This window comes from Nocardia sp. FBN12, assembly GCF_054031145.1.
Genome location: NZ_CM132926.1, coordinates 62,670 through 83,333, shown reverse-complemented (window position 1 = coordinate 83,333; position 20,664 = coordinate 62,670). Strand labels below are relative to the sequence as shown.

Below are 20,664 nucleotides of genomic sequence, written 5' to 3'. Positions count from 1 at the left end.
CTGCGATTCTCTGTGCGTGCCGCAGCCGAGCGCCGCGTGGCGCTCTCGGCCCTACCGGAGGCGTCTGCCACGCGGACAACGATGAGGGTCACGTTCACGTGCCAGGAACGACGATCCATCGGGCCAGGTCGCGCACAAAGGTCACCGGAATCGGCGCTGTCACGGCTGTGACGCCGGTGCGGAGGAGGACAGCCGTCGGGGGTATTCGGCCCTGACGGTCGACGATCGGTTGTCAGCGGCCGACGCCCGATTCCGGTGACCGGATACCCGCCGAACGCAGTGCGGCCCGGCGCATCGCGCCGGGCCGCACAGGGTACTGACCAGATCAGCCGATGCTGAACGGCTGACCCCACAGCGTGACGACCGAGGTCACATTGTCGGTCTCGACCTTCACCTTCACGAAGGCACGCGCCTGGGCGTAGCCACCGCAGCCGGACAGGCCGATCGTGGTGTCGGCCCAGGTCACCGAGCCGCTCTTACCCTTGAACTTGTTGTCCTTGCTGTGCGACTCGTCGCCGTAGTCGTCGGCCTTCTCGAGATCCAGGATGTAGAACGACTCGGCCTGGCCCGGCCCGAGGCTCAGTTCGGCGCCGGTATCGGCACCGACACCGGGCTTCTTGCCCGCCCAGTCGCTCTCGCCCTCGACGCCACCTTCCACGCCGCCGCCGTCGATGTTGACCTGGCAGCCGACGACGTAGCCGGGACGGATCTTGCCGCCCTTGGCATTACCCGACACCTCGACCTGCGCGCTACCGGACACCCACGCGTTGCGGTGGACCGGGGTCGAACCCATGGACGGGTTGATGTTGGCCGACTCGCCGACCAGCCGGACCGTGACGGTGGTGCCGTCGGACAGCGTCTTGACGATCTCGCCGCCGGGCAGCGGAATGAAGGTGTCGGCGTTGGCCGCACCGGTCGACAGCATCCCGACGGTGACGGCGGCCGCGCCGGCGACACCGGCCAGCCGCGCCGCGTTCTTACGGTGGAACATATTTTTCGTCCTCTGATCTATGTCTGGTTCGGGCAGGTCAGCCGATGCTGAACGGCGCACCGTAGAGGGTGGTCTTGGAGTAGTGGTCGCCGATGATCTCGACCACGGTGTAGGCGCGGGCCTGCGCGTAACCGGCACAGCCCTGCACCTCGATCTCGACGTCCTGGTACTCGATCGAGTAGACGCCCGCCTTCTCGATGTCCTTCTTCTCGAGCTGGACGAACTTCACCTCGCCCGGGCCCAGCTCGATGCCGGCCGAACCGCCGACGCTGAAGCCGGACAGGTCGATGCCGCCGGAGAGGCCCGCGGCGATCGCGTCGTCGCCGATCGAGACCTGGCAGCCGATGATGTAGCCGGTGTTGAGCTGGGAGGCACCGTGCGTGGAGGAGTTGTTGGTGCCGTCGGCGCCGGAAGGACCGTTGTTCGGGCCCGCCTCGCCCTCGGGGGTGATCGTCACGTCGGCGGTCACGTTGGCCGAGACCCACGCGACCCGGCCCGCGCCATTGGCGGCCATCGACGGGGAAACCACGGCGTGCTCACCGGTGCGCTTCACCGTGACACCGTGGCCGACCCGCTCACCGTCGGGCAGTGGGACGAAGGCGTCGGCACCGGCGGTACCGGCCACCAGCGCACCCAGTGCGAGCACAGCCAGGCCGGTGCCGAGTGCACTCGCGCCACCACGGATTCGGTTGATATTCATACTTCCCCTCATCAGGTTCGAGCAGTCATCCCCCGACGCCGCGCAAGGGCGCGCCGAGGGCTCGACCGAGCTTGTCCTCGAACCGTGGCGCGATGAGGACCACGCGAAAGCTCACCGATGAAAGTCGCACTACGGGAACATTTCCGGCTCTTTGCAGTGGTGTAACAGTCGTCGTAAACAGTTCGTAATACTGGACCACGACACCTGTCGCGTCCGCGGTGGTCACAACGGCGATCGGTTCTCGATCACCGATGCGGCCGCAGCACCAGCATGGCGGCGAGCAGACGATCCCAGGTGGTGGCCGGGAGTTCGTGGCCGATGCCGTCCAGCGGGAGCAACTGGGCGCCGGGGATCTCCCGGGCCATGGCCTGCCCGTTGCCGTAGGGAAAGAACGGGTCGTCGGTGCCGTGGACGACGAGGGCCGGGATGGTGAGATCGCGTAGCCGCTCGCGCCAGCGTTCGCCCGCCTCGACGAAAGCCAGATTGCGCACGCTGGAGGCCATATCGGTGGTGCGGTCGACCATCCGGACCGCCTGCTGCCGCGCCCGCTGTTCGTCGAATCCGTGTGCGCCGGCGCGGACCCGGGCCTGTTCGACGCCGTAGTCGATCACCGCGGACCGGTCGGACCAGTCCGGCGGGGATGTCTCGGTGAAGAACTTCATGACCCTGTCCGAATGCTCGGGTAGGTCCGGGTCCGCCGGGCCGGGTGCGGTGGGGCGTGTGTTGATCAGGGTCAGAGCCGACACGCGGTCGGGGTGGTCGAGGGCGGCGAGCTGGCAGATCCAGCCCGCCACCGAGAAGCCGACCAGGTGGGCGCGCGGAAGTTCGAAGACGTCCAGCAGTCCGACGAGGTCCGAGACCAGGTCGCGCAGGGTGTAACCGGGCGAGCCGACCGGGTAGGCGGTCGACCGGCCGGTATCGCGGATGTCGTAGCGAAGGACGAACCGGCCCGCGCCGGCGAGCCGTTCGCAGAACCGGTCTTCCCAGCACAGCCGCGACGTGCACGGCAACAGCACCGGCGACCGTCGCTGGTCGCCGAACGTGGTCACGCACAGGTCGACATCACCGACGGTGACCAAGCGCTCGGGCGATCGATGTGACGGCATGGCGACTCCTCTGCGGTTGCGTCATAGGACGAGACGACTTCCGCGGCCGGAATTCATTGGTCTGGAAGCCTATCGCTGGGCCACGACCTGCGGATAGAGCAAGGCCAGCGTGCGCGCCCTGCGGTATTACGAAGAGCAGGAGCCCCTCGTCCCCGAGCGCACCCCGTCCGGCCAGCGCGTCTACACCGAGGAAGCGATCGAGCGGGTCCGCTTCTTCCAGCAGTTCTACGCGGCGGGGCTGGGCAGCCGCACCATCACCAGCCTGCTGCCCTGCCTGGACGCCGGCCACACCACCGTGACCCAACGCGACGAACTGCTGGCCGAGCGCGACCGCCTCGCCACCCACATCGCCGCCATGAGGAAAGCCTTGGGCCGGCTCGACGAGCTCATCACCGCAGCCGATCACCACAGCGAACCGACCGCCTGAGCGCGCTACCCCTCGAGGTCTCGGCGCACGGTGGCGGCGACGCGGGTGAGCGCATTGCCGAGATGGCGTTGCTGAGCGGCGGTGAGCGGGTCGAACACGAGGCGCTTCACCTGCGCGACGTGCGCGGGTGCGCTCTCGGTGAGCTGGCGCCTGCCGGTATCGGTCAGCGTGGCGAGGGTGTAGCGACCATCGGTGGGGTCGGCGCGGCGGGCGACCCAATCGCGAGTTTCGAAGCGGTCCATCACCTTCGACAGCCGCGGCAGGGTGGCGTCGCATTCCCTGGCCAGATCACTGAGCCGAAGTGTCACCTCGTCGGCCATGGACAGCCGGGCCAGCACTCCGTACTCGAAGTTGGAGATGCCCGCGTCGCGCTGCAGCTGACGATCGAGTGCCGCGGGCAGGGCGGTGACGACCGTGAGCAGCGCTTGCCACAGGTCCTGCTGATCGGCGTCTAACCAGGGTGACTGGGTGTCCATCAGCTGATCATACTTGCCAAGACAACCCATCCAACTTGCCTGAGCAACTGAATTCACTTGCCTAGGCAACTCACCTCAAGCTAGTCTTCACTTGCCCAGGAAAGTTAAATTACTTTCCCAGGCAAGCAATGGAGAGGATTGGCGATGAACCCGACACCAGCCGCGGCCTACGACGACCTGCTCGCAAGGGCCATGCCCCAGGCGCGCGAACAACGCCGGTGGAGCCCGTCCAACGGCGCCCTACCCAGCCTCTTCGTCAGTCACGGCGCCCCGTTCACCCTCGACGATCCGCAGTGGGTCGGCGATCTCTTCGACTGGAGCCAGTCGATGCCCAAACCTCGTGCCATCGTCGTCGTCTCGGCGCATTGGGAAGCCGCGCCGGTCACCATCACCGGAGCCGTGGCAGGCACCCCGCTGTACTACGACTTCAGCGGCTTCCACCCCCGCTACAAGACCCTTCCCTACGCGACCCCGGACGCCACCGACCTGGCCCGGCGACTCACCGGCCTGTTCGGCCGGACGCCGGTGCACGAGTTCACCGGCCGCGGTCTCGACCACGGCGCCTTCATCCCACTCATGGCCATGTACCCAGCGGCGGACGTCCCGGTCGTGCAGCTGTCGATGCCCGGCCTCGATCCCGGCGCCCTCCTAGAGCTCGGCGCACGCCTGCGGCCGCTGCGCGACGAAGGCATCCTCGTGCTCGGCTCCGGCTTCATGACGCACAGCTTCGCCGTCTTCGGCCGTCCCGAACTCGCCGCGCAGACAACGGCATTCGACGAATGGGCCGACGATGCGCTCACCCGCGGCGATGCCGACGCACTCGCCGACTACCGGAACAAGGCACCCGGCGCCGCGGTCGCCCATCCGACGGCCGAGCACTTCGTGCCGCTGTTGCTCACCGTCGGCGCCGCCGACGATCCGACCAGTGCGGTGAGCGCCATCGACCGCATGGTCATGGGCAACTCCATCCGCTCCGTACAGATTTCCTGAACAACCCACAGAAGAGGCAGTGTCATGAAAGCAGTGCGTTTCCACGAGTTCGGTAGTAGCGAAGTTCTGCGCCTCGAGGACGTGGACCGTCCGGTCCCCGGCTCCGGGCAGGTGCTGGTGCGGGTGGCGGCCACGTCGTTCAACCCGGTCGACGACCACATCCGCGCCGGCTTCCTGGCCGAGATGATCCCGATCGAGCTGCCGTACGTACCGGGCATCGACCTCGCGGGCACGGTCGCCGAACTCGGCGCGGAGGTGACCGGCGTCGAGGTCGGTGACCTGGTCGTCGCGATGTTGCCGCTGGAATCCGCGGGTGGCGCCGCCGAATACGTCCTGGTCCCGGCCGAGTCCCTGACCCCGGCGCCGCGAACGATCGACCTGGTCGACGCCGCCGCGCTGCCACTGACCGGCCTGGCCGCGTGGCAGACGGTGTTCGAACTCGCCGAACTGAAACCGGGTCAGACCGTGCTGGTCAACGGGGCAGGAGGCGCGGTGGGCAGCCTCGTCGTGCAGCTAGCCGTCGACGCGGGCGCGCGGGTGACCGCGGTGGACGCGCCCGCGAACGCCGACCGGCTTCGCGGCTACGGCGCCCACCAGGCCCTCGCCCCCCTCGATCTCGCGGCCGGACCAGCCGTCATCGGCGGCCCGTTCGACGTCGTGGTGAACCATGTGCGAGTCTCCCCCGCCGAGCTCGCGCAGCTGACGAACTACATCGCCGACGGCGGGGTGGCGGCCAGCACCGCCGGTCCGATTCCCGAAGATCCCACCCGAGGCGTACGCAGCGCGAGCCTGTGGGTCCGCAGCGACGCGACTCAGCTGGCCGAACTCGTCACCAAGGTGGATGCGGGCACGCTCAGACTGCACGTCGCCGCGCGCCGTCCGGTCGCCGAACTGGCCGAGGTACATGCCGACTCCGGCGCCGGACGGCTGACCGGCAAGACGGTCGTGCTCGTTCCCTGACCATCAGCGGTGAGCCCGCATCGCGCGTGTCGCGATGCGGGCGCTTCGCACCACCGGCAAGGCCGGTTCGCGCGGCCCACCCATCCTCGGTGGTGCGCCACTCAACCTCGCCCCACCCGCCGGGGCGCAGTGCGTTCGCAGCGTCAGTGCGAGTAGTCCCGGAACGTCATGACACCGCCGACCAAGACGACCATCGCCGTGAGGATGTAGACGGTGACGCGAACCCATGTCGGCCCGTAGTAACTGACCGCCATGGATGCGCCCAACGCTGCGAGAATCAGCACCACCCCGTAAAAGGGCGTGCGTTGCTCCCTGTCCACCATCCCTCCAGTGTCCGCCGACTGCGGCGCGCACGCCAGAACTTGTTTATACGTATACATCTACGTATAGTCACAAGCGTCGCCGGATCCACCCGGCCGAATCCGCACGCTTGATCGGAACGAACATGACGACTCCGCAGGTCACCCACCCGGGAATGCTCCCCACCAGCGTCTTCGCCGATCCCGCACTGCGCATCGACCTCGCCCTGGTGCTGCGCTACCTGCGCGGCGACCACACCTTCGCCCAGCTGATCCGATTCGCCCTGGTCGGCGGCGCCAGCAATGTCGCGTACGTGCTGCTGTTCATGACCATGCACGGCAGCGGCCCCCTGGTCGCCAATGTCGCCGGGTCGCTGGTGAGCACGGTGATCGCGAACGAATTGCACCGGCAACTCACCTTCCGGGCGGGCAGCAGGGTCGGCGGATTCACCGCGCAGTGGGAGGGCGGTGGGCTGGCCCTACTCGGGCTCGCGATCAGCACGGCGGCGCTGGCCGGACTCGACGCGCTGGCACCGGAGCTCGGCGAAGCCGCGCAGGCGGGCGCCGTGATCGCGATCATGGCCGTGGTCGGCGGGCTACGTTTCCTGGCGCTGCGCAATTTCGTCTTCGCGAAGGACTAGCACCTGCCTGTGGGCCAGGGTCATTCCGGGATTCGGATACCGGTGAGGTCTTCGGAGATCTGCCAGATGCGCTGGGCATCTTCGTGACTGCGCAGCCGACCGTAGAGTTTCTGCTCCGCCGGTGGTCCGCCGAGATGCCCCGGTCCGCTGGGTCCGTAGAAGCGTTCGGTCTCGGCGTCGGGCGAGGTGGCGGCGTAGAGGGCGGGGAGTTTCGCGGACTCGACGGTGCCGAGCAGGATGCCGCGGGCCGAAAGCCACCGGATGAGTTTCACCGAGGTGGTGTCGGTGGTGCGCCCGACCTCGGGCCGGGCGGCGAGGAGATTCGTCGGTGCGACGCCGGGGTGGGCGAGATTGCTGGTGATACCCCAACCGTTCGCCCGGCTGCGCCTGCCGAGTTCGAGCCCGAAAAGACCGAGGGCGATCTTGGACTGACTATAGGCAGCTCTGCCGTCATAGGAGCGCTCCCAGTTCAGGTCGTCCCAATTGATCTTGTTCTGGTTGGCCGCGACGCTGACCTGCGAGGTGACTCGCGCGCCCCCGGCACGGAGCAGGGGCATGAGGTGTCCGACGAGCGCGAAGTGCCCGAGATGGTTGGTGCCGAACTGCAATTCGGCACCGTCGACGGTGACCTGCCGATCCGGTGGGGTCATCACACCCGCGTTGTTGATCAGCAGATGGATCGGGCGATCCTCGGCTCGCAGGGTCTTGCCGAGCGCGGCGACCGAGGCCAGCGAGGACAGATCGAGTTCGCGAAGCGACACGTCCGCGTCGGGGGTCACCGCCCGGACGGTGGTGAGCGCCGCCTCGCCTTTGCGCTGATTGCGAACCGGGAGAACGACTTCCGCCCCGGCGGCCGCCAGGCGCGCCGCGATCCCGACCCCCATGCCATCGCTGGCTCCGGTGACCACGGCGCGCTGACCGGTGAGGTCGGGAACAGTGATGTCGGCTTGTCGGCGTGGCATATCGCTCCTCGGGGTGTTGGGCTGGTGACTGCTGTCCACGATCGTCGGGTCGCACGGCGACATCCAGGGACTGTCGATCAGTGGATACCCGCAGGCCGCGACGGTAGAACCGAACTCGACGCTGGAAGGAGATGCTGGTGATCGATCGAGCCGAGCTGGCGGAGTTCCTCAGACGACGCCGGGAGTCGTTGCAACCCGAGGACGTCGGACTCCCACGCGGGCACAGACGCCGGACGAGCGGGCTGCGACGGGAGGAGGTCGCCGTCCTGTGCCACATGTCGACCGACTACTACGCGCGACTGGAGCAGGAGCGCGGTCCGCACCCGTCGGAACAGATGACGGCGTCCATCGCCCAGGGCCTGCACCTGTCCCTCGACGAACGCGACCACCTGTTCCGGCTCGCGGGCCACACGCCGCCCGCCCGTGGCACGATCAGCGAACACATCAGCCCCGGTCTGCTGCGGATCCTCGACCGCCTCCAGGACACGCCCGCCGAGATCGTCACCGAGCTCGGCGAGACACTGCGCCAGACACCGCTCGGTACGGCGCTGACCGGCGACACCACCCACTACACCGGACCCGCCCGCAGCATCGGCTACCGCTGGTTCACCGACCGCACCGAACGCGACCGCTACGCACCAGAGGACCGCCCGTTCCTGTCCCGGATGTTCGTCTCCGGACTCCGCGAGGTCGCCACCCGGCGCGGCCCCGATTCCCGCGCCGCCCACTACGCGACCCGCCTGCTCGCCGAATCCGCGGAGTTCACCACCCTGTGGCACATCCACGAGATCGGCGTGCGCCCCCGGGAGGTGAAGCGGTTCCGGCACCCCGAGGTCGGCACCATGGACCTGCACTGCCAAACCCTTCTCGACCCCGAGCAGTCCCACCTGTTGCTGGTCTACACCGCGACGCCCGGCACCGAGAGCTACGAGAAACTGCGGTTGCTCTCGGTGGTCAGCACCGAGATGCTCCGCTGAGTGTCAGCTTCCGGGCTGGGCGCGGCGGTAGTCCTCGAGGCACATCGTCGCGCTCCTTTCGGTGTCAGAGCCGGACCAGGACTTTGAGGGCTTCGCGGTTGTCCATCGCGCGGTAGCCCTCGGGAACGTCGTCGAGCCCGATCTCGCGGTCGAAGACCTTGCCCGGATCGACGGTGCCGTCGAGGACACCCGGCAGCAGCGTGTCGATGTAGGCACGGGCCGGAGCGGGGCCGCCGGTGAGAGTGATGTTCGGACCGAACAGGGTGCCGAAACCCACTGGGGCGTCGGCATATTGGGGCACCCCGACGCGGCTGATCACGCCGCCCGGCCGGACCACACCGATGGCCTGCTGATAGGCGGGCATGTGGCCGACGGCTTCGATGACGACGTGCGTGCCGTCGCCACCGGTGAGTTCGCGCACCGCCGCGATGCCCTCGTCGCCGCGTGCGGCCACGACCTCGCTCGCACCGAACTCACGCCCCAGATCGGTGCGCTGCTTGTGCCGGCCCATCAGGATGATCTGCTCGGCCCCGAGCTGACGGGCCGACAACACCGCCATGAGCCCGACCGCACCGTCACCGACCACCGTGACGGTGGTTTCCGGCGTGACGCGCGCCTTGACAGCCGCGTGATACCCCGTGCCGTACACATCGGACAGCGTCAGCAACGACGGGATCAGCGGCGAGTCCTCCGCCACCGGCACCGCCACGAGCGTGCCGTCGGCGAGCGGCACCCGCACCGCTTCGGCCTGCAACCCACCCACCTTCCCGCCACCCCAGAAACCACCGTGCCTGCACGACGTCTGCAGTCCCTCACGACAGAACTCGCAGGTCCCGTCCGACCACGCGAACGGCGTGATCACCAGATCGCCCTTCTTCACCGTGGTCACCTCACGCCCGACGTCCTCGACGACGCCGACACATTCGTGCCCCATCGGGCTGCCCTGCGCCGACGGCGCCATCGAGTGGTACGGATGCAGGTCCGAACCACAGATGCAGCTGCTGACGATGCGGACCACCGCGTCGGTCGGGTCGACGATGACCGGGTCGGCCACCTCGATGATCCGGACATCGCCGGGGCCGTACATATAGGTCGCTCGCATGAGCATCTCCTGTCTGATTCGGTTCTCGACTGGCGGCTATTTCTCAGTACACGCCGTTCTCGGCGGTCGCGACAGTGACAGCTCTTCCAGGTAAGCGCAGTACCCCCATCGACCGCCGGAACACGTTCACCGTGGAGAAATGGACGACAACCGCGCGCAGGTCCGAGAATTCCTGACCTCTCGCATGTAGTCGATATGCCGCTGAGCGCGCGGCCACGAACGTCCGCATCTGCCGATGAGCGATCAGTCCGGACCAATGGCAATCGGACGCCGATCGGTCGGACCGATCTTGGGCGACAGGAGTGCGGTGCACCGTGGATAGGGTGGTGCCGGAACAGAAAGTGGTCGAACCCGGATACGTGAGCGGCGAAAGGTGGACGCCCTCTGCTGCATCGCCTGCCGGGGTGTTAGCGCGCTCCCTCGTGTACTCGGCGAGCAACTGCGCAACGTGGTCGGTGACCCTGCCGACCGTGCACGGCAATGGTCAGCACGTGGACGCAGACCGAGGGCACAGATCAGGTGAGCAAGTGGGCGAGCAGACGGGCAGGAGCATCTTCTTGTAGCAGGTGTCCACCATCCTCGATCCAATACAACGGTGCCTGCGGGGCGCTGGTGCAGCCAGTGGCCGTACTGCGGAGGCAGAATCCTGTCTTGCCTGCCCCACAGCAGTCGGACCGGGATGTCGATTTTTGAGAGCAGCGCCTCGAACGGTTCGGTGTCGGCCTGGGCCAGCTGGCGGTATTGGCGGTAGTAGGCGGCCTGCCCCGACGGACCGAGCCAGGGTTGCAGGAAGGTCTCCAGGACCCCGGGTCGGAACCCGGCGTGGGTCGCGTTGCGCAGATGCGCGGAAACCAGGGAACCACGAAACGGGTGTCGAACGATGACCTGGCCGAGCATGATTGGAACGTGTCAGGAGATCATCTTCGCATCGTCGACTACGACCCCGCCTGGCCTCGGATGGCAGCGGACGCGATTTCAGAGCTGCGCACACTGTGGCCGAATCTGTTGGCGGAGGTCGAGCACATCGGTTCAACGGCAGCCTCTGGCCTAGCAGCGAAGCCTGTTATAGATCTGATGGCGGCCGCGGTTGAGCTGGCCGAAGTTGAACGACGGGAAGGGCAACTATCGTTACTGGGCTATCGGCGTCACCTCAACGGGATAAGTGACCGGCTCATCTATGTCCGGATACGTGACAACATCAGGACCCATATCCTGCATGTTGTCGACCTGGCGAGCTGGCCTCATAGAAATCAGCGTCTGTTGCGCGATTACCTGCGTGCCCATCCTCACGAGGCCGAGCGGTACGCCCAGTTGAAGCGGCAGATCGTGGATGCAGGCACGCCAGCGAGGGACTACGCCCGCGCGAAAACAGAACTGATTCAAGAACTGACCGATCGAGCCCGCGCCAGACTCGGCCTGGCGCCGGTCCCCGTGTGGGAGAAGTGACGGCGGACGTGTCTGCCGAGTTCCGTGCGCTGGCAGGCTGTCAACGATCCCACTGCCTGCCAGGATGGATCGGTCGAATTTCAGTGTTGCGCTGGATGTGTGGCCAGAGCACTTGAGCGTAGGGGCGGTACGGTTCGCGCGACCCACGGCACGGTTTGACGAGGTGGTCGCGTTCTATCGAGATGATCTCGGATTGGCGGTGCTGGCGCAGTGGCGTGATCACGATGGATACGACGGGGCCGTTTTCGGGCTGCCTGGGGCTGGAGTGCAGCTGGAGATCACGCAGCACGGTTCGCCACCGGCGATACCTCCACCTCATCCGGAAAATCAGCTTGTGCTGTATTTGCGAGGGGAACAGGCTCTTCGGGGCATGGCGGATCGGCTCACCGGGCGTGGTCACCGGCCGGTCGCGCCCGCTAACCCGTATTGGGCGCGGAGCGGCGCAGTGTTGTTCGCGGATCCCGACGGCTGGCTTGTAGTGCTGATGCCGTGGGTCTTCGGCGAACCGCTGCCGGCTGAGTAAGACGCGTCTCTTCATGGTCGGCCGGCTCGGGGACATGCGGGCACCTGGACAACGCGAACGCTCTCATGCCAAATCCGCTGGCCCCGACGATGTGCCGTTCGTCTTCGACGTACGACTGGACACTCTCGGTCCGACTGACCGCGTACCGCCGCCCAAGCGTCCGGCCTAGCGGGAATCACCGCCTGACCATGCCGCGACCCGCGCGTTTCGAACCGGTCGGCGCCGCAGAGGGCCTCCACCGTTGCGGGATGAGCGAGCGCTGGATACATTGACGCCGTGATTCTTTCAACTGGGAAGGGCGTCGTGCGCCTCAGTCGGTGATCCCCCGCAGGGCCCAGACCCCCGACGCCCGCCGTCGTGCGGGTGTTGGGTCGATCACCCGAGATCGGAAGCGCTTGCAGCGCAAGCGTTTGACAGCCATCAGCGAGATCGGGTTCGACTATCGGCCGGGACCGCCCGGACGTACCGACGTCCACCGGATCATGCCCCGCATCGATACCATTCCTCTGACCGATCTCATCGACACCGTCGAAATCTGCGCTGGCATGGAGCCTGCAGGTGACGCGTACGGTGGTCTCGTTCCCCTGTTCTTCCGGTTCGAGTCGGCGATGGACCATTTCTACGGGTCCTCTTCCCTCATGAGACGGAAGACTCCCGTACTTGCCTGCAGTTGCAGGGAATTGGGCTGCTGGCCGCTGCTGACACGCATAAGCATGACCGGCGACCTTGTCGTGTGGGACTGCTTCGAACAGCCCTACCGCACCACACGTGACTACACCGCATTCGGCCCCTTCCTGTTCGACCGCAATCAGTACGACAAAGCTGTCCAGGGCCTCCACGTCACAATCGCCGCCACGAATGACGTGCCCAGTCGCACTTGACCGGTGAGCAGGTCCACCCCGGTGTCGCGTGTGATGTCATCGAAGTCAGGGGCAGCCGCCTCGGATTTCACAGATGACTCCTCACCACAGATTCAAGGAGCTGCAGACATCGTCGTACCCGTCCAGGGCCCGACCGTCGACATCCGAAGGATCAGCTTCGGCACGCGCCGCTAACACCTTCGCTAGCCCGAAGGCTTCGTCGCTGAGGCGTCCGAAACGACGAGCGGTGTGTCCCAAGCACAAACCGGCGAGGCGGGGCGAGCCTGGCCGCAACTGCCCGCGTCACCGACTCACGGTGAGCTCGTCCGGTATCGCCGCCGGCGACGGTGATCCTCGCTCGACCAACCCCAGCGCGACCCCGGCGACGATCACGACGCCACCGACAGCCTGGGCAGGCCGGAACGGTTCGCCGTTGATGATCACGGCTGCGAGTACGCCGAAGACCGGGACCAGGTTGAGGATGTTCACGGCGGCGCTCGGCGCCATCCTTCGCAAGCCGTAGTTGTAGAGCAGGAACCCGCCGACCGAGCACGCCACCGCGAGGTAGACGAGCAACGACGAGGTGGTCATGTCCGGCATCTGCCAGCTGTCGGCTTCCAGGAGGGCGATCAGCAGGAATCCGCCCGCGCCCGCCATGGTCTGGTAATACGTGACGGTCAGGGCACTGTGTCCCGCACTCGCCCGCTTGCCGAGCACGTTGTATCCGGCCCAGGCCAACCCGCCGAGCAGCAGGATGATGTCTCCGATCCACCGCGCGTCGCCGCCGACCCTGGCACCGTCGTGGACGACGAGAAAGGCGCCGACGGTGGCCGCCAGCACGCCTGTCACCCGCAGCGGCGGCAATCGGACGCGCAGGATCGCCAGCTCGAGCAGCATCGTCATCAGCGGGTACGTGGCCACGATCAGGGAGGCGTCGGACGCCGTCGACAGATCGACGCCGACGTTCTCGAGGACGAAATAGACAGTGATACCGAGCAATCCACACAGGTAGAGCTGTCGCCGCTGCCGAGCGTCCGGCCGATCACCGCGGGTGCGGTCCAGCCGCACCATGACACCGAGCAGCACGGCCGCGAGGGTGAATCTGACCGCACCGATACTGAGCGGACCGATGCCGGCCAGCAGCACTTTGGTCACCGCGTAGGAACTGCTCCACAACAGCGCGGCCGCCACCACCGCGCCCATCGCCCATCCGCTCGGCCCTCGTTCACGCACCGGATGGCACCTTTCCGTCGAGTCATCGCAGCCGAACGAAAATCAGCTGACTGGCGCGACGCTAGCAACAAAATCAATCGTCACGCGTAGACTCCGAACTAGATTCGGAAGTCAGCAGAGCGAGGCGAGCATGGACGAACTAGATTCGGCGTTGGTGCGGATGCTCCAGCAGGATGGTCGGCGCACCAATCGGGACATGGCCATGGCGCTCGACATCGCCCCGTCCACCTGCCTGGAGCGGATCCGATCGCTGCGCGAACGCGGCATCCTGACCGGGTTTCACGCGGAGGCGGACCTCGCGGCGATCGGCCGCGGACTGCAGGCCGTGATCGCCGTGCGCGTCCACCCGCCCACCCGCGCGGTGATCGAGGGCTTCCAGGCTTTTCTGGAACAGATGCCCGAGGTGATCTCGCTGTTCGTCCTCACCGGCAACGACGACTTCCTCGTGCACGTGGCTGTCCGCGACACCGACCACCTCCACGGCGTGGTCCTGGACAAGCTGACAACGCGCCCCGAACTCGCGAATGTCCGCACCTCGGTGGTCTATGGGCACATGCGCAAGAAGGTCATCGGCCCGGCATGAGTGGTGCCGCGGCAATCCCCCGTCGAACACCGGCGTCCCGACGCCGGCGGCGGTGAAGAAGGCCGGAATCCCGGTCCCGCCCGCACGCAGCTTCTCGGCGAGGGTGCCGGCTCGGCTTCCAGTTCACCGGACAGATACTGGCGCGCGAACTCCGCGTTCTCACCGACGTAGGACGCGGTGACCCCACGGATCCGCTTCTGCGCCAGCAGAATTCCCAGTCCGACGCCGTCGGTCGCGCAGTTGTTGCAGAAGATCTCGAGGCGAACACTGTCGTCATCGAGCCAGCTCCCCGGTCATCTCCAGGAGCTCGTCCAGCAGTTCCTGAGCGCGCGGCCACGGACCATAGCCCGCCGCCGGATTCAGGTGGCCGACAGCGCCGAGGTCGACCAGCCTGCTCCCCCACACCTCGGCCATGCCCGCGACGCGACGAGTCGTGGCCAAGGGATCGGTACTGCTCGCGGCCACGATGCTGGGGAACGGCAACTGCCGCCGTGGGATCGGCGTCCAGCCGTTGGCCGTGAGTTCCTCGGCGTTCGGATAGCCCTGTGGCAGTGGGGTTTCGAAGTCCGGTGGGGTCGCGAGCAAGGCGCCGCGCACCGGCCGGTCGGACTGCTGCGCCCAGTGGACGGTGATCATCACGCCCGCGCTGTGCGCGACCAGGACGACAGGGCCGTCGATATCGGCGAGCACCGCGTCGAGTGCGGCGACCCGCGCGGCCAGGCGCAGCCCGTCCCGCTCGAGGGGCGGCACGATGGCCACCTTGTCGAGGGTGTCGGCGAGCAGCGTCTGCCAGTGATCGGCGACGTGGTCGCGCAGACCGGGAACGATAACGACAGTGGGTTCGGGAAGAGAATTCATCTGTGCGGTAGTCCTTTTCGAAGTGATCAGTGCGGAGCTGCCGCGTGGACGGTGGCGAGCTTGCGCAGGCCGATCGGGTACACGCGGCGACCGAGAAGCAGGGCCGCGATGGCGAGCACCGACACCACCGGCGTGACGCGCAGTGCGCTCTGCAGCCCGAGGTGATCGGCGAGAACGCCGACGACGAACGGACCGAGCGCCAGCCCGAGCAAGCTGTTGGCGAGGGTGAGGGTGCCGAATGCCGACGCACGGACCGAGGGGTGGGTGAGATTGGCGACCATGGCGACGGTCGGGCCGGCCGAGCCGCCGGAGAAGAACGCGCCGATGCCGAGCAGAACCAGTTGCGGCGCACCGGTACTCATGCTGAAGCCGATACCGAGGGTGACGAGCGAGATCAGACAGAACACGATCGCGGTGGTCCACTTCCGCGCCATCTCGACGCGACCGACCCGGTCGGTGATCACCCCGCACACCACCATGCCGGTGCCGACGAGGGTCACGATCACGGCCGCTAGCCCCGCGGCCCGGTCCGGCGCCAGCCCGTAATAGCGGTTGAAGAAGCTGGGCATCCACGACAGCAGCACCGCGGCGGTGAACATCTGCAACCCGCTGCCCACATAGGCGCACAGCACCGCCGGATTGGTGAACAGGGTCGAAATCGGGGCGCGGAAGGCGACTTCGGGAACCGGCTCGGCCGCGTGTTCGGCGTTGCGGTGCTCCTTGACCACCGCCCAGAACACCACGGCCAGCACCAGTCCGAACACCGCCATCGTCGCGAACGACCACCGCCAACCCAGATGCACGGCGATCACACCACCGGCGGCGACACCGAGGACCGATCCGAACGAACCACCGGCCATGAACGCGCCACTCAATGCGGCGTGCCTGTGCGCGGCGAAGACACTGAGCACCAGCGCGATGCCGACACTGCCGTACGCGGCCTCACCGACGCCGACGAAGAAGCGCGCGGCCAGCATCTGCGGGTAGTTGTCGGCCAGTGCGCATACCAGTGTCGCGACACTCCACACCACCGCCATCAGCACCAGGCTCTTGACCCGACCCCACCGGTCGGCCAGCACCGACAGCGGTAGCGTGAGCAACCCGACCATCAGCGCGACCACACTGCTCAGTGACGCCAACTGCGAATCCGACAGCGTCCATTCGGTTTTCAGGAACGGAAAGACCGCGCTCAGCACTTGTCGGGACATGTAGTCGGCCAGTAGTAGGCCGAAGGCGAGTGCGAACACCAGCCAGGGATAGTTGTGGCGGATGAACGAGGAACGGCTCGGCGCCGGCGCGGTGTTCGCGGCGGCGATGGTGAGGTCCATGGGTGCTCCTGCGAACCGGTGGACGTCGTCGCTGACGTCCACCGGGTTGTCGAGAAGGGGACGGTGATCCCCAGGAGGATCAGGCGTGGTGGGTGAACCCGACCTGGCCCGGCTGACGGTTCGGGGCGAACCCGAGCTTGGCGAGCGTCTCGTCGGCGTCGGCGTAGTGCTCGTCGAGCTTGTAGATCTCGCGCGCTTCCTTGCCGGTGGCGACCTCACGACCGAGCTCGCCCGCGATCCGGACCAGTTGCTGAACCTGCTGGACCGAGGTCATCTTCTCGCCCTTGCGGCCCCAGAGGGTGTCCTCGTTGCCGCAGCGCGCGTGCAGACCCATCGCGATGGCCATCGTGTTCACCGGCAGCACGCTGCGCATCAGCGTCTCCAGGGTGAGCACGGCGCCGTCGGGGGTGCGGCGGATGAACTCCATCATGTTGTAGGGGTTGGGACCGTCGAAGCCGCCGCCGATGCCGACCCAGGTGAGCATGAGCGGGCCGGTGTAGACGCCGCGCCGGATCAGTCGCTCGACGGTCTCGAGCTGCGGGATGCTCGACAGCTGGAAGTGCGGCTGAATACCGTTGGCCTGCAGACGCTTCAGGTGTTCGGCAACCCAGGTCGGGCCCGCCGGAACGTACATCTCGCGGTACGCCTCGTACACCTCGGGCCGCTCGAAGGAGGTGCCCGCGATGTCGTCCTCGGTCATCAGTTCGACGATGTTCATCTGACTGGTATTGATCGCGATGGTGACCTGATCCGGCTTGGGATCGAGCTCGGCCAGCATGTGCCGGGCGTCGTCGGCGAGCCATTTCGCGTCGGCGCCTTCACCTTCGGGCGAGAACGAGATGGAGCCGCCGACCTGCAGGATCATGTCCGGCACGGCCTCGCGCAGGCGGCCGAGCAGCTCGTTGAACTTCGACAGGCGCTTGGAGCCCTTGCCGTCGAGTTCACGCACGTGGATATGCAGCACGGTGGCGCCGGCTTCGTAGCAATCGACAGCTGCTTGGACGTGCTCGTCCATGGTCAGCGGCAGGTCGTCGCGGAAGTCGTCGAGTTCCCATTCCGGGCCGTACGGTGCGACGGTGATGACCAGCTTTTCCTGGTTTTCGGGGAATAGTGCGTCGTCGTGAAAATGCATGGGGGTACTCCGATCGGAATTGCGGGGTTATCGAAAAAGGGAATGTCAGAAGGGACGGTCGCCGATGATCCCGGCGCGCTCCATCTTTCGGACGGCAGGCCAGTAGTCCTGGACCGCGTAGTGCTGGGTGCACCGGTTGTCCCAGATCGCGAAGCTGTTCTCGGTCCAGCGCCAGCGCACCTGGTATTCGGGGATACTCGCCTGGCGCATCAGGTAATTGAGCAGTTCGCTCGCTCCCGGCGCGTAATCGGCGCCGAATCGGATGTTCTCCGGCGTGTGGTAGTTGACCAGATGCGTCGTGAAGGAATTGACGAACAGAATGTCCTCGCCGGTATCCGGGTGAATACGCACCACTGGATGTTCGGCGTCGGGGAAACGTTCGTGCAGGTCGAGTCGCTTCTCCTCGGTGAGCGCGGCGCCGAAACTCGCCTCGATACTGTGCCGGGCCCGCAGATGCGCGATCTGCGATTTCACCGACTGCGGCAGCCGCTTGTATGCCTCGACCATGTTCACCCAGATGGTGTCGCCGCCGACGGGCGGTGTCTCCACGCAGCGCAGCACAGCGCCCATCGGCGGATTGACTCGCCAGGTGGCATCGCAGTGGTAGGCGTTCTCGTAGTGCTCGGGCGCGCTGTCGAGATCCTTGTAGATGCGCACCAGACCGGGGTGATCTGGATCGCTGCCGAGGGCCGGATGATCTTCGAGCGGGCCGAAACGTTCAGCGAGAGCGACATGTTCGGCACGGGTGATGTCCTGATCGCGGACGAAGAGCACCTTGTGGCGCAGCAGCAGGGTGCGCAGTTCGGCGAAGAGTGCGTCGTCGACGGCGGCCTCGGCGAGGTTCACGCCGTGCAGTTCCGCGCCGATGGTCGCGGTCAGCGGCACCGCTTGGATCGCGGTTCGAACAGTCATTGTCTTGTTCCTTTCCACGCGTCAGATCGTGAAGACCGACGCACCGACGCTGCGGCCCGCTTCGAGGTCGCGGTGCGCCCGCACGGCGTTCGGGAGTTCGTAGCGCTGGTTGATCTCGACCCGCAGGCGACCGGCGATGAGATGGTCGTGCAGTTCGCCTGCCAGTTCGGCGCGTTCGGCCGGATCGGCGATGTAGTCCGCGAGCGCGGACCGGGTAACGAACAGCGAACCCTTCATTGCCAGTTGCATCGGCTCGATCGGCGGCACCGGACCCGAGGCGGTGCCGAAGCACACGAGCAGGCCGCGCCGGGCGAGGGAGTCGATCGAGGACTGGTAGGTGGTCTTGCCGATGCTGTCGTAGACCACGGGAACGCCTGCGCCATCGGTGATTTCGCGCACCCGGGTGGCGACGTCCTCGCGGGTGTAGATCACCACGTGATCGCAGCCGTTGGCGCGGGCGACCGCTGCCTTCTCCTCGCTGGAGACGGTGCCGATCACACTGACGCCGAGCAGTTTCGCCCACTGGGTGAACAGCTGGCCGACCCCGCCCGCCGCGGCGTGCAGCAGGACGGTATCGCCCGCGCGCAGCGTAGTGATGCGGCGCAGCAGGTAGGCGGTGGTGAGTCCGCGCATGGTGGTCGCCGCGGCGGTATCGAACGCGATAGCATCGGGCAGGGCGATCAGGTGCTCGGCGGGCATGATCCGTTCGGTGCTGTACGCGCCGAGCGGGCTGCCGGTGTAGGTGACGCGGTCACCGGCCGCGAAGTCGACACCGGGGCCGACGGCTTCGATGACGCCTGCCCCCTCCACGCCGAGGCCCGCCGGCAACGCTGACGGATACAGGCCGGTGCGGAAATAGGTGTCGGCGAAGTTGAGCCCTACCGCCTCGTGCCGGATCCGGACCTCGCCCGGGCCCGGCTCGCCGACCTCGGTCGACTCCCACCGCATAACGTCGGGACCACCGGTTTCAGCGAATCGAATTGCGTGTGCCACTGCCATCTCCTCCTGTGTGATGCAGCTAACTGTAGGCTGGGTCACACGACTGTTCTTGTCCTCACGGGACAAGAAACTATTCATCTCGGGACATTGGAGGAGGGGCTGGATGAAACCGTTGTCCAGGTACGCGTCGCTGAACGACTACGTCGAACTGGCCAGATCACTGGGCCTCGAGCCGGCCCGGCTGATCCGTGACTGCGGACTCGATCCGGCCGGTTTCGGCACCCAGGACCGCTGGATTCCGGCCGAAGCCGTCGCCGAACTACTGGAACGCTCCGCGGCCGAATCCGGCAAGGAGGACTTCGGTGTGCGATTGGCGCAGCTGCGGCGGTTCTCCAACCTCGGCCCGTTGAGCCTGGTCATCCGCGAGGAATCGGACGTGCGCAGCGCGCTGCGGCTGCTGTCGCGCCACGAGCACATGTACAACGAGGCGCTGCACACCGAGGTCATCGAGGCCAACGGCATGGCGACCATTCGGGTCAGCGTGGCCGTCGGCCGCGTGGTCCCCGTCCGGCAGGCCGTCGAACTCACCACCGGGGTGCTGCACGGCTTGCTCCGCGGATTCGTCGGACCCACCTGGCGGCCGATGCAGGTGTGCTTCTCCCACCCCGCGCCGCACGACCGCACCACCTACCTCAAGATGTTCGGCCCGCACGTCGAGTTCGGTCAGGATTTCGACGGAATCCTCACCTACAGCAGCGATCTCGACGCGAAGAACGCGATGGCCGACCCGCTCCTGCACGCCTACGCGCAGCAACTGCTCGGCGCGCTGGCGCCATCGCAGGAGACCACGGTCGCCGACCGGGTCCGCGAACTCGTCGAACTGCTGTTGCCGACGGGCCGGTGCACTGTCGAACAGGTGGCGCGCAGCCTCGGGGTCGACCGGCGCACGGTGCACCGCAAGCTCGCGCTGGACGGCACGACGTTCACCTCGGTGGTCGACGATATCCGCGGTGCGGCGGCCGAGCGGATGGTCGCCAACCGCCGCCACTCCCTCACCGAAGTGGGTGATCTGCTCGGGTTCTCCTCGGTGAGCAATTTCTCGCGGTGGTTCAGTGCCAAATACGGTGTCAGCCCACGGCAATGGCGACACGGTCGCGCTCCGGCCACCGGCGGCACCGCGCACTGATCGGGTTCGACCGGCCGATGGCGTCACCACGGC

At 66.9% G+C, this 20,664-nt stretch carries 23 protein-coding genes and 1 pseudogene; 10 read left to right on the top strand and 14 right to left on the bottom strand.

The window, feature by feature from the left end:
- Window positions 1-325: 325 nt before the first annotated feature.
- From ACWZHB_RS00435 to ACWZHB_RS00425, 3 genes are all read right to left on the bottom strand, one after another.
- Window positions 326-991 (bottom strand): MspA family porin, encoded by a 666-nt coding sequence (locus ACWZHB_RS00435; protein WP_427905946.1) that lies wholly within the window; start codon window positions 989-991, stop codon window positions 326-328.
- Window positions 992-1,028: 37 nt separating this feature from the next.
- On the bottom strand, window positions 1,029-1,691 hold the full coding sequence (locus ACWZHB_RS00430; RefSeq protein WP_427905945.1) for an MspA family porin: 663 nt from the start codon (window positions 1,689-1,691) through the stop codon (window positions 1,029-1,031).
- Between the two features lie 245 nt (window positions 1,692-1,936).
- Window positions 1,937-2,797, bottom strand: coding sequence for an alpha/beta fold hydrolase (locus ACWZHB_RS00425; protein ID WP_427905944.1), 861 nt, complete (start codon window positions 2,795-2,797; stop codon window positions 1,937-1,939).
- A gap of 109 nt (window positions 2,798-2,906) precedes the next feature.
- Here ACWZHB_RS00425 and ACWZHB_RS00420 point away from each other — a divergent pair, with 109 nt between their 5' ends.
- Window positions 2,907-3,224 (top strand): MerR family transcriptional regulator, encoded by a 318-nt coding sequence (locus tag ACWZHB_RS00420; RefSeq protein ID WP_427905943.1) that lies wholly within the window; start codon window positions 2,907-2,909, stop codon window positions 3,222-3,224.
- A 5-nt stretch (window positions 3,225-3,229) separates the two neighbouring features.
- Here ACWZHB_RS00420 and ACWZHB_RS00415 read toward each other — a convergent pair whose 3' ends face one another.
- Window positions 3,230-3,700, bottom strand: a complete 471-nt coding sequence (locus tag ACWZHB_RS00415) for a MarR family winged helix-turn-helix transcriptional regulator (protein ID WP_427905942.1) — start codon at window positions 3,698-3,700, stop codon at window positions 3,230-3,232.
- A 144-nt stretch (window positions 3,701-3,844) separates the two neighbouring features.
- On the opposite strand from ACWZHB_RS00415, the gene ACWZHB_RS00410 reads away from it, so the two are divergent.
- Both ACWZHB_RS00410 and ACWZHB_RS00405 read left to right on the top strand, forming a co-directional pair.
- The gene (locus tag ACWZHB_RS00410) at window positions 3,845-4,690 is read left to right on the top strand and encodes a dioxygenase family protein (protein WP_427905941.1); all 846 of its coding nucleotides are present in this window, start codon (window positions 3,845-3,847) and stop codon (window positions 4,688-4,690) included.
- A 24-nt stretch (window positions 4,691-4,714) separates the two neighbouring features.
- Window positions 4,715-5,650, top strand: a complete 936-nt coding sequence (locus ACWZHB_RS00405; RefSeq protein WP_427905940.1) for an NADP-dependent oxidoreductase — start codon at window positions 4,715-4,717, stop codon at window positions 5,648-5,650.
- A gap of 143 nt (window positions 5,651-5,793) precedes the next feature.
- Here the strand turns inward: ACWZHB_RS00405 and ACWZHB_RS00400 are convergent, their stop codons facing one another.
- Window positions 5,794-5,973: a hypothetical protein gene (locus ACWZHB_RS00400; RefSeq protein ID WP_266298104.1), complete on the bottom strand. Its 180-nt coding sequence runs from the start codon at window positions 5,971-5,973 to the stop codon at window positions 5,794-5,796.
- Window positions 5,974-6,095: 122 nt separating this feature from the next.
- Here ACWZHB_RS00400 and ACWZHB_RS00395 point away from each other — a divergent pair, with 122 nt between their 5' ends.
- Entirely contained in the window at window positions 6,096-6,590 is a 495-nt protein-coding gene (locus ACWZHB_RS00395; RefSeq protein ID WP_427905939.1) for a GtrA family protein, read from the top strand.
- 20 nt (window positions 6,591-6,610) lie between these two features.
- Here the strand turns inward: ACWZHB_RS00395 and ACWZHB_RS00390 are convergent, their stop codons facing one another.
- Window positions 6,611-7,552, bottom strand: coding sequence for an SDR family oxidoreductase (locus ACWZHB_RS00390; RefSeq protein WP_427905938.1), 942 nt, complete (start codon window positions 7,550-7,552; stop codon window positions 6,611-6,613).
- Window positions 7,553-7,689: 137 nt separating this feature from the next.
- Between ACWZHB_RS00390 and ACWZHB_RS00385 the strand changes: the two genes are divergently transcribed.
- On the top strand, window positions 7,690-8,529 hold the full coding sequence (locus ACWZHB_RS00385; RefSeq protein ID WP_427905937.1) for a helix-turn-helix transcriptional regulator: 840 nt from the start codon (window positions 7,690-7,692) through the stop codon (window positions 8,527-8,529).
- 64 nt (window positions 8,530-8,593) lie between these two features.
- Here ACWZHB_RS00385 and ACWZHB_RS00380 read toward each other — a convergent pair whose 3' ends face one another.
- Window positions 8,594-9,631: a zinc-binding dehydrogenase gene (locus tag ACWZHB_RS00380; RefSeq protein ID WP_427905936.1), complete on the bottom strand. Its 1,038-nt coding sequence runs from the start codon at window positions 9,629-9,631 to the stop codon at window positions 8,594-8,596.
- Between the two features lie 870 nt (window positions 9,632-10,501).
- On the opposite strand from ACWZHB_RS00380, the gene ACWZHB_RS00375 reads away from it, so the two are divergent.
- The 3 genes from ACWZHB_RS00375 to ACWZHB_RS00365 all read left to right on the top strand — a co-directional run bounded on the left by ACWZHB_RS00375 (window position 10,502) and on the right by ACWZHB_RS00365 (window position 12,481).
- Window positions 10,502-11,077 (top strand): GrpB family protein, encoded by a 576-nt coding sequence (locus ACWZHB_RS00375; protein ID WP_427905935.1) that lies wholly within the window; start codon window positions 10,502-10,504, stop codon window positions 11,075-11,077.
- Window positions 11,078-11,141: 64 nt separating this feature from the next.
- Entirely contained in the window at window positions 11,142-11,600 is a 459-nt protein-coding gene (locus ACWZHB_RS00370; protein WP_427905934.1) for a VOC family protein, read from the top strand.
- Between the two features lie 395 nt (window positions 11,601-11,995).
- The gene (locus ACWZHB_RS00365; protein WP_427905933.1) at window positions 11,996-12,481 is read left to right on the top strand and encodes a hypothetical protein; all 486 of its coding nucleotides are present in this window, start codon (window positions 11,996-11,998) and stop codon (window positions 12,479-12,481) included.
- Window positions 12,482-12,763: 282 nt separating this feature from the next.
- On the opposite strand, the gene ACWZHB_RS00360 is transcribed toward ACWZHB_RS00365, so the two are convergent.
- A complete protein-coding gene (locus ACWZHB_RS00360) occupies window positions 12,764-13,693 on the bottom strand; it encodes a DMT family transporter (RefSeq protein ID WP_427905932.1) in 930 nt (309 codons plus the stop codon).
- Window positions 13,694-13,823: 130 nt separating this feature from the next.
- Between ACWZHB_RS00360 and ACWZHB_RS00355 the strand changes: the two genes are divergently transcribed.
- Window positions 13,824-14,276 carry an Lrp/AsnC family transcriptional regulator gene (locus ACWZHB_RS00355; RefSeq protein ID WP_427905931.1) on the top strand — a complete coding sequence of 151 codons (453 nt, stop codon included), beginning with the start codon at window positions 13,824-13,826 and terminating at the stop codon, window positions 14,274-14,276.
- Here ACWZHB_RS00355 and ACWZHB_RS00350 read toward each other — a convergent pair.
- The 6 genes and pseudogenes from ACWZHB_RS00350 to ACWZHB_RS00325 form a co-directional block, all read right to left on the bottom strand.
- Window positions 14,181-14,548, bottom strand: a pseudogene (locus ACWZHB_RS00350) (CoA-transferase); the annotation flags it as partial. The gene ACWZHB_RS00355 and the pseudogene ACWZHB_RS00350 sit on opposite strands and share 96 nt — an antisense overlap.
- A 1-nt stretch (window position 14,549) precedes the next feature.
- A complete protein-coding gene (locus tag ACWZHB_RS00345; RefSeq protein WP_427905930.1) occupies window positions 14,550-15,134 on the bottom strand; it encodes an RBBP9/YdeN family alpha/beta hydrolase in 585 nt (194 codons plus the stop codon).
- Between the two features lie 26 nt (window positions 15,135-15,160).
- On the bottom strand, window positions 15,161-16,462 hold the full coding sequence (locus tag ACWZHB_RS00340) for an MFS transporter (protein ID WP_427905929.1): 1,302 nt from the start codon (window positions 16,460-16,462) through the stop codon (window positions 15,161-15,163).
- A 79-nt stretch (window positions 16,463-16,541) separates the two neighbouring features.
- On the bottom strand, window positions 16,542-17,594 hold the full coding sequence (locus tag ACWZHB_RS00335) for a BKACE family enzyme (RefSeq protein WP_427905928.1): 1,053 nt from the start codon (window positions 17,592-17,594) through the stop codon (window positions 16,542-16,544).
- Between the two features lie 45 nt (window positions 17,595-17,639).
- The gene (locus ACWZHB_RS00330) at window positions 17,640-18,506 is read right to left on the bottom strand and encodes a TauD/TfdA dioxygenase family protein (RefSeq protein WP_266298080.1); all 867 of its coding nucleotides are present in this window, start codon (window positions 18,504-18,506) and stop codon (window positions 17,640-17,642) included.
- A 21-nt stretch (window positions 18,507-18,527) separates the two neighbouring features.
- A complete protein-coding gene (locus ACWZHB_RS00325) occupies window positions 18,528-19,499 on the bottom strand; it encodes a quinone oxidoreductase family protein (RefSeq protein WP_427905927.1) in 972 nt (323 codons plus the stop codon).
- 109 nt (window positions 19,500-19,608) lie between these two features.
- On the opposite strand from ACWZHB_RS00325, the gene ACWZHB_RS00320 reads away from it, so the two are divergent.
- A complete protein-coding gene (locus tag ACWZHB_RS00320; RefSeq protein ID WP_427905926.1) occupies window positions 19,609-20,631 on the top strand; it encodes an AraC family transcriptional regulator in 1,023 nt (340 codons plus the stop codon).
- The last annotated feature ends 33 nt before the right edge of the window (window positions 20,632-20,664 follow it).

What these genes read in the sequence shown, in the direction of transcription:
- ACWZHB_RS00345 (WP_427905930.1), bottom strand. Translation starts at nt 15,134, where the DNA reads ATGAATTCTCTTCCCGAACCCACTGTCGTTATCGTTCCCGGTCTGCGC.
- ACWZHB_RS00340 (WP_427905929.1), bottom strand. Translation starts at nt 16,462, where the DNA reads ATGGACCTCACCATCGCCGCCGCGAACACCGCGCCGGCGCCGAGCCGT.
- ACWZHB_RS00380 (WP_427905936.1), bottom strand. Translation starts at nt 9,631, where the DNA reads ATGCGAGCGACCTATATGTACGGCCCCGGCGATGTCCGGATCATCGAG.
- ACWZHB_RS00390 (WP_427905938.1), bottom strand. Translation starts at nt 7,552, where the DNA reads ATGCCACGCCGACAAGCCGACATCACTGTTCCCGACCTCACCGGTCAG.
- ACWZHB_RS00400 (WP_266298104.1), bottom strand. Translation starts at nt 5,973, where the DNA reads ATGGTGGACAGGGAGCAACGCACGCCCTTTTACGGGGTGGTGCTGATT.
- ACWZHB_RS00405 (WP_427905940.1), top strand. Translation starts at nt 4,715, where the DNA reads ATGAAAGCAGTGCGTTTCCACGAGTTCGGTAGTAGCGAAGTTCTGCGC.
- ACWZHB_RS00320 (WP_427905926.1), top strand. Translation starts at nt 19,609, where the DNA reads ATGAAACCGTTGTCCAGGTACGCGTCGCTGAACGACTACGTCGAACTG.
- ACWZHB_RS00335 (WP_427905928.1), bottom strand. Translation starts at nt 17,594, where the DNA reads ATGCATTTTCACGACGACGCACTATTCCCCGAAAACCAGGAAAAGCTG.
- ACWZHB_RS00395 (WP_427905939.1), top strand. Translation starts at nt 6,096, where the DNA reads ATGACGACTCCGCAGGTCACCCACCCGGGAATGCTCCCCACCAGCGTC.
- ACWZHB_RS00415 (WP_427905942.1), bottom strand. Translation starts at nt 3,700, where the DNA reads ATGGACACCCAGTCACCCTGGTTAGACGCCGATCAGCAGGACCTGTGG.
- ACWZHB_RS00425 (WP_427905944.1), bottom strand. Translation starts at nt 2,797, where the DNA reads ATGCCGTCACATCGATCGCCCGAGCGCTTGGTCACCGTCGGTGATGTC.
- ACWZHB_RS00330 (WP_266298080.1), bottom strand. Translation starts at nt 18,506, where the DNA reads ATGACTGTTCGAACCGCGATCCAAGCGGTGCCGCTGACCGCGACCATC.
- ACWZHB_RS00435 (WP_427905946.1), bottom strand. Translation starts at nt 991, where the DNA reads ATGTTCCACCGTAAGAACGCGGCGCGGCTGGCCGGTGTCGCCGGCGCG.
- ACWZHB_RS00355 (WP_427905931.1), top strand. Translation starts at nt 13,824, where the DNA reads ATGGACGAACTAGATTCGGCGTTGGTGCGGATGCTCCAGCAGGATGGT.
- ACWZHB_RS00370 (WP_427905934.1), top strand. Translation starts at nt 11,142, where the DNA reads ATGGATCGGTCGAATTTCAGTGTTGCGCTGGATGTGTGGCCAGAGCAC.
- ACWZHB_RS00430 (WP_427905945.1), bottom strand. Translation starts at nt 1,691, where the DNA reads ATGAATATCAACCGAATCCGTGGTGGCGCGAGTGCACTCGGCACCGGC.
- ACWZHB_RS00410 (WP_427905941.1), top strand. Translation starts at nt 3,845, where the DNA reads ATGAACCCGACACCAGCCGCGGCCTACGACGACCTGCTCGCAAGGGCC.